The sequence below is a fragment of the Cellulomonas olei genome, from assembly GCF_039548315.1.
Classification (GTDB): domain Bacteria; phylum Actinomycetota; class Actinomycetes; order Actinomycetales; family Cellulomonadaceae; genus Cellulomonas.
This window is the reverse complement of sequence record NZ_JBCLVN010000086.1, coordinates 1-10,920: the sequence shown is the minus strand read 5'-3', so window position 1 is coordinate 10,920 and position 10,920 is coordinate 1. Positions and strand designations below refer to the sequence as shown.

At 74.7% G+C, this 10,920-nt stretch carries 13 protein-coding genes; 3 read left to right on the top strand and 10 right to left on the bottom strand.

Features of this window, described 5'->3' with window-relative positions; genetic code table 11:
* The 7 genes from fliO to AAHH18_RS17775 all read right to left on the bottom strand — a co-directional run.
* A partial coding sequence (gene fliO, locus AAHH18_RS17805; RefSeq protein WP_343302534.1) for a flagellar biosynthetic protein FliO occupies positions 1-404 on the bottom strand: 404 nt, incomplete at its 3' end.
* Positions 404-1,117 (bottom strand): flagellar motor switch protein FliN, encoded by a 714-nt coding sequence (fliN, locus tag AAHH18_RS17800; RefSeq protein WP_343302533.1) that lies wholly within the window; start codon positions 1,115-1,117, stop codon positions 404-406. The genes fliO and fliN, both read right to left, overlap by 1 nt.
* The gene (locus AAHH18_RS17795; RefSeq protein WP_343302532.1) at positions 1,117-1,998 is read right to left on the bottom strand and encodes a FliM/FliN family flagellar motor switch protein; all 882 of its coding nucleotides are present in this window, start codon (positions 1,996-1,998) and stop codon (positions 1,117-1,119) included. The genes fliN and AAHH18_RS17795 overlap by 1 nt, the downstream gene beginning before the upstream one ends.
* A gap of 242 nt (positions 1,999-2,240) precedes the next feature.
* Positions 2,241-2,759 (bottom strand): flagellar basal body-associated FliL family protein, encoded by a 519-nt coding sequence (locus AAHH18_RS17790; protein WP_343302531.1) that lies wholly within the window; start codon positions 2,757-2,759, stop codon positions 2,241-2,243.
* A gap of 7 nt (positions 2,760-2,766) precedes the next feature.
* On the bottom strand, positions 2,767-3,690 hold the full coding sequence (locus AAHH18_RS17785; protein WP_343302530.1) for a flagellar motor protein MotB: 924 nt from the start codon (positions 3,688-3,690) through the stop codon (positions 2,767-2,769).
* Complete coding sequence (locus tag AAHH18_RS17780) at positions 3,687-4,454, bottom strand: motility protein A (RefSeq protein ID WP_222171350.1); 768 nt, start codon at positions 4,452-4,454, stop codon at positions 3,687-3,689. The genes AAHH18_RS17785 and AAHH18_RS17780 overlap by 4 nt, the downstream gene beginning before the upstream one ends.
* Positions 4,454-4,777, bottom strand: coding sequence for a flagellar FlbD family protein (locus tag AAHH18_RS17775; RefSeq protein ID WP_222171349.1), 324 nt, complete (start codon positions 4,775-4,777; stop codon positions 4,454-4,456). Before AAHH18_RS17775 ends, AAHH18_RS17780 begins: the two co-directional genes overlap by 1 nt.
* Before the next feature lie 168 nt (positions 4,778-4,945).
* Between AAHH18_RS17775 and AAHH18_RS17770 the strand changes: the two genes are divergently transcribed.
* The 3 genes from AAHH18_RS17770 to AAHH18_RS17760 all read left to right on the top strand — a co-directional run bounded on the left by AAHH18_RS17770 (position 4,946) and on the right by AAHH18_RS17760 (position 8,545).
* A complete protein-coding gene (locus AAHH18_RS17770; RefSeq protein WP_343302529.1) occupies positions 4,946-5,971 on the top strand; it encodes an AraC family transcriptional regulator in 1,026 nt (341 codons plus the stop codon).
* 337 nt (positions 5,972-6,308) lie between these two features.
* Complete coding sequence (locus AAHH18_RS17765; protein ID WP_343302528.1) at positions 6,309-7,655, top strand: flavin-containing monooxygenase; 1,347 nt, start codon at positions 6,309-6,311, stop codon at positions 7,653-7,655.
* Positions 7,652-8,545, top strand: coding sequence for an SDR family NAD(P)-dependent oxidoreductase (locus tag AAHH18_RS17760; protein ID WP_343302527.1), 894 nt, complete (start codon positions 7,652-7,654; stop codon positions 8,543-8,545). The genes AAHH18_RS17765 and AAHH18_RS17760 overlap by 4 nt, the downstream gene beginning before the upstream one ends.
* 108 nt (positions 8,546-8,653) lie before the next feature.
* On the opposite strand, the gene AAHH18_RS17755 is transcribed toward AAHH18_RS17760, so the two are convergent.
* From AAHH18_RS17755 to AAHH18_RS17745, 3 genes are all read right to left on the bottom strand, one after another.
* A complete protein-coding gene (locus AAHH18_RS17755) occupies positions 8,654-9,832 on the bottom strand; it encodes a flagellar hook protein FlgE (RefSeq protein ID WP_343302526.1) in 1,179 nt (392 codons plus the stop codon).
* Between the two features lie 36 nt (positions 9,833-9,868).
* Positions 9,869-10,309 carry a flagellar hook assembly protein FlgD gene (locus tag AAHH18_RS17750; protein WP_343302525.1) on the bottom strand — a complete coding sequence of 147 codons (441 nt, stop codon included), beginning with the start codon at positions 10,307-10,309 and terminating at the stop codon, positions 9,869-9,871.
* Between the two features lie 10 nt (positions 10,310-10,319).
* Positions 10,320-10,920, bottom strand: a 601-nt coding sequence (locus AAHH18_RS17745) for a flagellar hook-length control protein FliK (RefSeq protein ID WP_343302524.1), incomplete at its 5' end; no start/stop codon positions are given.

The window sequence follows — 10,920 nt, the reverse complement described above, 5'->3', positions numbered from 1 at the left end:
GACGCCGGCACCGCGGGCGAGGTCGCCGACGGCCGGGCGGCCCGCGCACGCCGGGGCGTCGGCAGCACGGCCGCGGCGAGCGAGCCGAGCGTGACCGGCGCGCGGTCCGCGGCGGTCGGCGCGGTCGTCGCCGGGGAGGCGGGGGCCTCGGCCGGGGCGGGCGCCAGCTCGGTCAGCATCGTGACGTTCTGCTCGCCGTACCCGAGGAGCAGCCGGCGGTTGCCGACGGCCACCACCGCGACGCCGGCGTGGCGGCCGAGCGCCTGGCGCCCCACCACCTCGACCGCCGGGCCCGCGGGACGGCGGCGCGCACCCCACCCGGCGCGGCGCGCGAGGACCCAGATGAGCCCGATCACGCACGCCAGCGCCAGGAGGACGCGCAGCCCCAGGACGACGGAGTCCATCAGAGGGCGCCGTCCTCGCCCCGGGCGATCTCGGTGATGCGGATGCCGAACTCCTCGTCGATCACGACGACCTCGCCGCGGGCGATGAGGCGGCCGTTGACCATGACGTCGGCGGGGCTGCCGGCGGCGCGGTCCAGCTCGAGCACGGCGCCCGGGGTCAGCTCCAGCACCTGGCGGACCGGCAGCTTGGTGCGGCCGAGCTCGGCGGTCAGGGTCATCTCCACGTCGTAGAGCACCTGCAGGCTGGCGCGCTGCGTCGGGACGCCGGGCGTGCGGGGCGTCGGCTCGGTGCGCAGCCGCAGCGCGAACCAGGCCTGCACGCCGTCGTCCGTGGTGAGCGCGACCAGGTGGGCGTCCGCGGGCAGCGCGGTCGCGACCGGCTCGGTGCGGGCGGCCTCGAGCACGCCGGCGCCGAGCTCGGCGACAGCGGCCTCCAGCGCGGGGCGCAGGGCGGCGGCGAGGTCCAGCGGGCTGCCGTCGGGCGCACCGGCGGCGAGCGCCTCGCTGACGGCCGCGTCGGCGACGAGCACGACGTCCGCGCTGTTCGGGCCGACGAACGACGCGACGACCGCGAGGGCGGCCGGGTCGGGGCGGGCACCCGCCGGGGCGGGCGCGGGCACGAGGGGCGCGGCGGCGGGCAGCAGCCGGGCGGCGGCGGTGGCCGCGGCGAGCGCGACCGCGGCGTCCGTGGTCTCGGCGGTGGGGGCGTTCATCAGGGCTTCTCCTCGACGGTGACGACCATGCAGGCCAGGCGGGAGCCGTTGTTCCCGGCGGCGGCTCGGGCGAGCACGACGCCGTCCACCACCACGTCGAGCGGCTGGGACGACGGGTGGGACAGGGGCACGACGTCGCCGACCGCCAGGTCGACGACGTCACGGGGGCGGACGACGACCGGCGCGAACCGCACGGCCACCTCGACGGGGACCTCCTCGACGGCGGCCTCCAGGTCGGCCAGCGCGACCTCGTGGGCGCGCTGGTCCTCCAGCGACCGCCCGTTCGAGCCGTCGGCCTGGCGGACGGCGGCCAGCAGCAGCTCGGCGGGGAACATCACGGTGGCGAGGTCCTCGCGCTCCCCGACGCGCATCTGGAACGTCGCGACGAGCACCGCGTCGGAGGCCGGCACGGCCTGCACGAACTGCGGGTTGTACTGCACGGACCGGAACGTGACGTCCAGCGGGGCCAGCGCGGAGAACGCGTAGCCGAGGTCGCCGAGCGCGGCCTGCATGACGCCGCGCAGCAGGGTGAGCTCGATCTCGGTCAGCTCGCGGTCCTCGCGGGGGTCGCCGCTGCCGGGGCCGCCGAGCAGGAAGTCGATCCAGACCATCGTGGTGCTCACCGGCACCTGCACGACGGCGGTCTGCCGGGTCTGCTCGATCGTGCACAGCATCATCGCCGTGGTGCCGGGCAGGGTGCGGACGTACTCGTCGTACGACGTCAGGCTCAGCCCGTCGAGCGTGACCTGCGCCATCGCGCGGAGCCGGGCGGTGAGCTGGTTGCCCCACTGCCGGGCGAAGGTCTCGAACGCCATCTCGAGGACGCGGGCGTGCTCACGCGCCATCGTCATCGGGCGCCGGAAGTCGTAGGGCTCGGGCACGTGCGTCCGCCGCCGCGAGCGCGCAGGGGGCTGACCCTGGGTGTGGACCGTCACGCCCACCCTCATCGGCGCGCGAACGGGTGATGTGAGGGGTCGTGCCCGGAACTTCCTCCGCCCTCGGCCCGTCGTGGGCCGTCGTGCTGCGGAGCGATGTGGCGCCCTCCGTGGCGCCGTGGTTCACCGGCCCCGGACGCTGCTGGTCCGGGTCCCGGCCGGAGGGAGGCGCGTCGCCGCGCTCCCCCTCACTGCGTGACGTAGTTCGTCAGGTAGAGGTCCATCACCTCCCCCTCGTAGAGCTCCTCGACCTGGTGCAGGAGCTTCTTCTTGAGCTCCTCGCGCTTCTCCGGGTCGCTGACCTCCGACACGGACCGGCCGGAGAACAGCGCGATCGCGGCGTCCACCGCCTTGCCCGTGTCGGGAGCCTCCTCGCCGACCTCCTCGGTCAGCTGCAGGTCGAAGCCGAGGCGCAGGTAGTGCCCGTCGGCCAGGTTCAGGCTGATCGGCTCGACGGCCACGACGGCGCCCGGCACCGGCTCCGGCTCGGGCGCCGACTCCGCGTCCCCGCCGCCCTTGGCGAACAGGAAGAAGTACGCCGCGCCGCCGCCGACCACCAGCACGAGGGCGATGATCACGACCAGCATCTTCTTGCTCTTCTTCTTCGGCTCCTCCGGCTCGGGCGCGGGGGCGTCCTTGGACCCGCCGATCTTCTGACCGCCGCCGATCTTCTGGCCGCCGCCGATCACACGCTGCTCGATGGGCATCTCGTCCTCACCCTCCCGTCGCACTTCCGGCTGCCACCGCGGGCAGCAGGGCGCGGACCGCCTCCGGGGCCGCGCTCAGGATCACCATGTCGACCCGCCGGTTGGCGGTCATCGCGTCGTCGCCGCTCCCCTGCACCAGGGGGCGGGTGTCGCCGTAGCCGACCGCCTGGATGCGGTTGCCCGGCATGCCGTCGCTCTCCACGAGGTGCCGCAGCACCTGGGTGGCGCGGTCCGAGGACAGCTCCCAGTTGGTCGCGTACCGGCCGGAGATGGGCACGGTGTTCGCGTGCCCCTCGACCGAGATCTGCTCCTGCAGGCCCACGAGGGTCGGGGCCGCGAGGTCCAGCACCTGCATCGCGGTGGAGGTGAGCTGCGCCGACCCCTGCGCGAAGAACACGTCGTCGGCCACCAGGCCCAGCACCAGCCCGCGCTCGTCCATCCGGAACCGCACGGCGTCCTGCAGGCCCGCCGAGCCGAGCGCGGCGAGGATGTGCTGCTTCACCTCGTCGAGGTGCGCGGCCTCCGCCTGCGCCGCCGCCAGGGTGGACGCGTCCACCTGCGCGGGGTCCTTGACCGCCTCCGGGGACGGGTTCGACGCCTGGAGGCCGAGGCCCTCGTCGGCGCTCACGATGCCGGCCGTGCTCGTGTCCGGCTGCTGCTCCGTGGCGGGCGTCAGGCCGTCCATCGTGCCGTCGCTGCCGTCCAGCACCGACTGGTTCACCGAGCCGTCGCCGAACCCCGCCGCGAGGGACGCCCGCAGCTGCACGTACTTCTGCTGGTCCACCTGGCTGATCGCGAACAGCACGATGAACAGCGCCATGAGCACGGTGATCATGTCGGAGTACGACACGAGCCAGCGCTCGTGGTTCACGTGCTCCTCGTCGTGCCCCCCGCCGCGGCGGCTCCGGCCGCGCCCGCCGTGGCCGCTCACGCCGCCTCCTTCGCGGCGGGCGTGTCCGGCAGCAGGCTGCGCAGGCGCTCGCCGACCAGGCGCGGGTTGGCGCCGGCCTGCACGGCCAGGAGGCCCTCGAGGGTCACCTCCATCTGCGCGCACTCCAGGTCGGAGAACCGCTTGATGCGGGTGCCGAGCGGCAGCCAGACGACGTTCGCGGACAGGATGCCCCACAGGGTCGCGACGAACGCCGCGGCGATGGAGTGGCCCAGCGACGACGGGTCGGACAGGTTCTCCAGCACGTGCACCAGGGAGATGACCGTGCCGATGATGCCGATCGTCGGGGCGTAGCCGCCCATGTCCTGGAAGTACTTCGCGTGCGTCTTCTCGCGGGTCCGCTTGGTCGCGATCTTGTCCTCGAGGATCATCCGCAGGTCGTCCGGGTCGGTGCCGTCGATCGCGGCCTGCAGCCCTCCGCGCAGGAACGGGTCGTCGATGTCCTTCGCCGCGTCCTCCAGCGCCAGCAGGCCCTCGCGCCGCGCCCGGTCCGCCAGCTCCACCAGCGTGTCGACCGTCGTCGTCGGGTCCGGGACCTTGCTCATCAGCGCCCGGGGCACCGCCTTGTACGACTCGATGACGTCCTTGACCGTGTGCCCGGCGATGCCGACGCCGATCGTGCCGACCCACACCAGCAGCAGCGGCGCGGGCAGGAAGATCGACATCGGGTCGGCGCCCTCCATGATGAGGGCGCCGAAGATCGCACCGAAGGCGACGACCAGCCCGATGAAGCCGGCGGGATCCATCAGCGGCTCCTGGGTCTCAGGGGGACAGGGTCGGCGAGCGGGCCGTCGCCCTCGTCACCCGGGTCGTCACCGGCCGGCGCCTCGTCGGCGTCCCGGACCAGCTCGACCGCCGGCGACGGCGCGGCCTGGATCTCCTGGGCGCGCGCCAGGAGCTGCGCGCGGTGCTCGTTGACCCGCGCGATGACCTCGGCCATCGACTCCCGGACGATGTACTTCGTCCCGTCGATGAGGGTCAGGATGGTGTCGGGAGCGCTGTCGACGCGCTGGAGCAGGTCCGGGTTGACCCCGAACTGGGCCCCGTTCAGGCGCGTCACGATGATCACAGCGGTTCCCGTCCCTGGTGGTGCGTCTGCGGCGGAGTGCGCCGCGGCGGCCCGTCCGTGTGCCGCTCACCCCAGCCCATCGGACGCGGCCCGGAGGGGCTGAGGCGTTTGCGGGACTTCGCCCGGTCTCCTTGACGCCGCGCCGCGCGCCCGCCCTACCGTGGCCCCGTGCCGGCACACGCCGCCGCGGGCGGGACCTCCGCGACCGTGGCCCCGCACCTCGTGCGGTACCTCATGCTCGTGGCGGACGAGCGCGGTGTGCCGTTCGACGACGCGCTGCGCGCCGGCGGGCTCACGCGGGAGGCGGTGGAGGCCCCGGCGCTGCGGGTGTCGTTCCGGCAGGGGCGGGCGGTCATCGAGGCGGCGGTCGACGCGCTCGGGGTGCCGGCGCTCGGGCTGGTGGTGGGGTCGCGGCAGCCGATCACGTCCGCGGGCGTGCTCGGGCTGGGGTGGCTGGCGTCCCCGACGGTCGCCGACGGCGTGGCGCTGGGCGTGCGGTACCAGCGGCTCGCGGGGTCGATGGTGCACTGGGCCGCGGAGCGGGACGGCGACCTGCTGACGGTCGTCGCGCAGGTGCACGGGGACTCCGGGCGCGTCGACGAGTTCCTGGTGGACGAGGGGTTCGCGAGCATCACCCGGTCGGCGCGCGACGCCGCCGGCGCGGAGTTCCGGCCGCACCGGGTGGAGCTCGCCCGGCCGGCACCGTCGGACCCGGGGCCGTGGACGACGGTGTTCGGGCCCGACGTCGCGTTCGGTGCGGCGCGCAACGCCTGGGTGCTCGCGCCCGAGCAGTGGCGCCGGCCCGTCCCGACGGCGGACCGGTGGACGCTCGCGCTGGTGCGCGGGCTGCTGGACGAGCAGACGGCCGAGGTCGTCGACCGGCAGGAGCTCGTGGCGCTGCTGTCCGCCCGGGTCGAGGCCGCGCTGCCCGAGGTGCTGCCGCTCGCCGCGCACGCGCGGGCGCTCGCGATGAGCGAGCGGACGCTGCGACGGCGGCTCGCGGACGTCGCGACGACGTACTCCGACGTGGTCGACGAGGTGCGGCGGCGGCTGGTGGGGCGTCTCGTGCGGCACGGCGACGTCCCGCTCGCGGAGGTCGCGACCCGCGTCGGCTACACCGACGAGCGCTCCCTGCGCCGGTCGGTCCACCGCTGGTACGGCCGCTCCCCCGCCGCCCTCCGCCGCGCCCCCTGACGCCGCGCCGGCGCCGCGCCCGCCGTGCCCGCCGTGCCGTCGGTGCCGGTCGCGGGCGCGAGGCCGCCGCTCCGGGCGCGAGGTCGTCAGATCCGGCCGAGGTCGTCAGGTGGGAAGGACGACCTCGGCCGGACATGACGACCTCGACGGCAGAGCGGGTGGGCGGGGCGGCGGGGCGGGGTGGGCGGGGCGGCGGGGCGGGGGTGGGCGAGGGGGCGGGCGCGGGCGGGCCGCGGTGGGTGGCCTGTCGGGTCCGGGAAGTCGGCTCGCCGGGTCCGCCGCGGCGGGGGTGCGGGTGCCTAGCATCGCTGGCACCGAGCGCGAAGGAGCGTGAGCCGTGACCGCGGACGTCTGCGTGATCGGGGCCGGCCCGGCCGGCCTGGCGGTGGCGCGTGCGCTGCGGGAACGCAGCCTCGAGTACGTGCACCTGGAGCGGCACACCGGCGTCGGCGGGGCCTGGGACATCGACAACCCGGGCGGGCCGATGTACGAGTCGGCGCACCTCATCTCCAGCCGCACGCGGTCGGGGTTCAGCGGGTTCCCGATGCCGGACGACTACCCGGACTACCCCGGCCACCGGCAGGTGCTCGCGTACCTGCGGGCGTTCGCCGACGCGTACGGGCTGACGGAGCACGTCGAGACCGGCGTCGAGGTCACCGAGGTCCGCCGTGACGGCGACGGCTGGCTGGTGACCCGCGCGGACGGCACGGCGTCCCGGCACGCGGCGGTCGTCGTCGCGACCGGCTCGCAGTGGTTCCCCAACGAGCCCGCGCTGCCCGGGTCGTTCACCGGGGAGGTCCGGCACAGCAGCACGTACCGCAGCCCGGGCGAGCTCGCCGGCAAGCGGGTGCTCGTCGTCGGGGCGGGCAACTCGGGCTGCGACATCGCGTGCGACGCCGCCCGCAGCGCCGACCACGCCGTCATCAGCACGCGGCGCGGGTACTGGTTCATCCCGAAGCACGTGTTCGGGGTGCCGTCCGACGTGGTCGGCGGGGCCGGGTCGTTCCTGCCCAAACGCGCCGAGCGGGCACTGATCCAGCCGCTGCTGCGCCTCCTCGTCGGGGACCTGCGCCGGCTGGGCCTTCCGAAGCCGGACCACAAGCTGTTCGAGACGCACCCGATCGTCAACTCGATGCTGCTGCACCACCTGCAGCACGGCGACATCACCGCCCGGCCGGGCGTCCGGGACACCGCGGGCCGGACCGTGACGTTCACCGACGGCACCTCCGACGAGTTCGACCTGGTGCTGCTCGCCACCGGCTACCGGCACCGCGTCCCGGTCGCGCAGCAGTACGTCGGCGACGAGCAGCACCCCGACCTGTACCTGAACTTCGTGTCCCGCGAGCACCCCGGGCTGTTCGGCGTCGGGTACGTCGAGACCAACAGCGGGGCGTACGGGCTGTTCGACCAGCAGGCGCACCTGCTCGCGGCGTACCTGGACGGGTTGGAGACGCACAGCCCGTCCGCCGAGCGGTTCACGCGGATGATCGCGACCGACCGGCCGGACCTGTCGAACGGCCTGCGGTTCGACTCCTCGCCCCGGCACCGCGGCTACGTCGACTCGGACGCCTACGTGGCGTACCTGCGCAGGGTCGGCCGGACGCTGGGCTGGCGGCTGCAGTCCGACCCGCCGCGCGCGGCGAGGGCGCGGGGGTCGTCCGCGACGGCGGCGGTGCGGGCGTGACGTACGACTACCGGGGCAAGGTCGTCCTGGTGACCGGCGGGGCCGGCGGTATCGCGCGCGCGTTCCTGGGCCCGGTGGCGTCGCGGGGCGCGACGTGCGCGGTGGTCGACATCCGGACCGAGGCGGCCGAGCGCACCGCCGCCGGCCTGCCCGGCGCCGGGCACGCGGGGTACGGCTGCGACCTGACGGACCAGGCGCAGGTCGAGGCGCTGCTGGCGCGGGTCGGCGCGGAGCACGGGCGCATCGACGTGCTCGTGAACAACGTCGGGATGACCAGCGCCGACCGGTTCGACGAGCGCAGCGTCGAGTCCATCCGCACCGAGCTGGAGGTCAACCTGCTGTCCCCGCTGGTGCTGACCCGGCTCGCCGTGCCGCTGCTGCGCGCCGCGCCGGACCCGCGCGTCGTCACGACGGTGTCGCTCGGCGGGATCTTCCCGCTCGGCGAGACGCCCATCTACACGGCGTCGAAGTTCGGGCTGCGCGGCGCGATGCTGGCCATCGGGCTGGACCTGCGGGCGAAGGGCATCACCGCCGGCTCCGTGCTGCCGTCCGCGACGGACACCCGGATGCTGCGCCGGGAGGCCGTCGAGGGCGGCAACTCCCTGCAGTTCCAGGACCCGCCGCAGCCGCCCGAGGTCGTCGCGCGCACGATGATGCGGATGCTCGACCGGCCCGCGCTCGAGCGCTACCCGCGGCCGTCCGAGGCGGTGCTCGTGAAGACCGCCATGCTCGTGCCGAACGCCCTGCCCCGGCTGATGCGGCTGTTCCGGCGCCGGGGCGAGCGCGGCATGGCGGCGTACCTCGCGCGGCTGGAGCGCGCGGGGATCGCGCACCGCCGCGACGGCCGCTGGGCCCTGGTCGACGACGAGCGCGCCCTCCCGCACCCCTGACCCGCGCCCGCCGCGCTCCCTCCGCCCGCCGCGCGTGCACGAGAGGCCAGCACCCGGGCGTCCCGGTGGGGACGGGTGCCCGGGTGCTGGCCTCTCGACCGGCGTGGGTCAGCGCTTGAGGTTGACCAGCTCCTGCAGGACCTCGTCGGACGTCGTGATGACGCGGGAGTTCGCCTGGAACCCGCGCTGGGCGATGATCAGCTGCGTGAACTCCGTGGACAGGTCCACGTTGCTCATCTCGAGCGAGCCGGAGGACAGCGTCCCGCGGCCGCCGACGCCCGCGGCGCCGATCTGCGCGTCGCCGGAGTTCACCGTGGTGGTGAACAGCGAGCCACCGGCCTTCGACAGACCCGCGGGGTTGGTGAACGACGCCATCGCGATGCGCCCGAGGTCCTGCTTGAGGCCGTTCGAGAACGCGCCGTTGATGGTGCCGTCGGACCCGAGCGTGAAGGACTGCAGGATGCCGGCCGCGTAGCCGTCCTGCTTGCCCGCCGCGACGGTGTCGACGCCGGCCATGCTCGTGAGGCCGGAGATGTCGACGTTCACGCCGCCGAGCGTGAAGGTGCCGGCGCCCGTGAGGTTGCCGGACCCGTCGAACGTCAGCGGCGCCGCCGCGACGGTGCTGGTGCCGTCCGAGGCGGCCATCGTCCAGCCGGTGGCGGTCTTGGTGAAGGTCAGCGAGAGCTCCCGCTCGTTGCCGAGCGCGTCGTACGCCTTGGTGGTGACGGTCTGGACCGTGCCGTCCTCGGCGTCGGCCTTGAGGTTGCCGGCGAACGGGGCGTTCGTGGTGGCGCGCGCCGGCATCACGGTGCCGACGGCGACCTTGATGTCGCCGACCGGCTTGGTGGTGTCGATGACGCCGTTGACGGCGGCCCAGCCCTGCACCATGGCGCCCGCACCCGGCAGGACCATCTGGCCGGTCGAGTCGAAGTCGAAGGACCCGGCGCGCGTGTAGAACTGCTGGTTCCCCTGGCGGACGACGAAGAACCCGTCGCCGGAGATCATCATGTCGGTGCTGCGGCCCGTGAGCTGCGCGGCGCCCTGCTTGAAGTTGGTCGTGATGCCGGCGACCTGCACGCCGAGGCCGACCTGCGCGGGGTTCTGGCCGCCGACGCCGTCCTGCGCACCCGAGGCGGCGTTGAGCATCTGGCTGAGCGTGTCCTGGAACTGGATCTGGGACGCCTTGAAGCCGGTGGTGTTGACGTTGGCGATGTTGTTGCCCGTGACGTCGAGCATCGTCTGGTGGCTGCGCAGACCGCTGATGCCGGAGAAGAGGGAGCGGAGCATGGTGGATCCCTTCGGGGTGGTGGAGCCGGACCGCGGTCAGGCGGTGGTCGTGGGGGTGGTGGCGGGCACGGGGCTGATGCCCGCGACGGCGTCGAGCGGGAGCTTGGTCTCGCCGACCTGGAGCACGGGGACGGTGGCGGAGTAGTCGACCGAGCCGACCACGCCGGTCTGCGTCTTGCCGTCGGCGTCGGTCCAGGTGACCTGCTTGCCGACGAGGTCCGCGGAGGCCATGCGCATCTGCAGGGCGAACTGCTCGCGGGCGGACGCCTGGATCTCGGAGAGGGACTCCATCATCGACAGCTGCGTGGTCTGCGCCATCATGTCGCTGGTGTCCATGGGGCTGCTCGGGTCCTGGTTGGACAGCTGGGCCACCAGCAGCTTGAGGAACGTGTCCTTGTCGAGGGTCTTGCTCGGCGTGGACGTGCTCTCGGTCGCGGCGGCGCTCTGGTTGGTGATGTACGAGACGTCGATGGACACGCGGGTCTCCTCAGACGAGCAGGTCGAGGCCGCCGGCGGCGGTCGACGGACGGGCGGCGGGCAGGTCGGTGGCCGGTCCGGGTGCGGTGCCGGCGGGTGCGGCGCCCAGCGGCCGGGCCGCCGCGAGGGAGTCGCGCCGGGTCTCGCCGCCGGTGGCGCCCGAGGCGTCACCCCCGCCGAGGCTGACGTCGGACGACAGCCCGGTGGAGGCGAGGTCGCGCCGCAGGTCGGGCAGCGACTGCCGCAGCGCGTCGCGTGCGGAGTCGGTCGCACCGACGAGCTCGACCCGCACGGACTCGGGCGAGATGTGCGCGACGACGGTCACGGGCCCGAAGTGCTCCGGGTCCACCCGGAGCGTGAGCACGTGGGAGCCTCCGCCGAGCGACCGCAGGGCCGGCAGCTGCTCGCCGAGCTTCGCGGCGATCTGGTCGGACAGCGGCACCCCTGCGGCCGGCGCGGCGGCGACGGGGGCGCGGTGCTGCACGGTGCCGACCTGCAGCGCGGCGGGAGCGGTCGGTGCCGGCGCGGGGGCCGGCGTGTCGCCCGCCGGGTCGGTGGCCGCGGCGGCGGTGCCCGACGCCGCGGAGCCGGCGGACGGCTGCGCCGCGCCC

Bases quoted from the DNA above. Each gene is read 5' to 3' on its own strand.
- fliN (WP_343302533.1), bottom strand. From the start codon at position 1,117: ATGAACGCCCCCACCGCCGAGACCACGGACGCCGCGGTCGCGCTCGCC.
- AAHH18_RS17790 (WP_343302531.1), bottom strand. From the start codon at position 2,759: ATGCCCATCGAGCAGCGTGTGATCGGCGGCGGCCAGAAGATCGGCGGC.
- AAHH18_RS17780 (WP_222171350.1), bottom strand. From the start codon at position 4,454: ATGGATCCCGCCGGCTTCATCGGGCTGGTCGTCGCCTTCGGTGCGATC.
- AAHH18_RS17755 (WP_343302526.1), bottom strand. From the start codon at position 9,832: ATGCTCCGCTCCCTCTTCTCCGGCATCAGCGGTCTGCGCAGCCACCAG.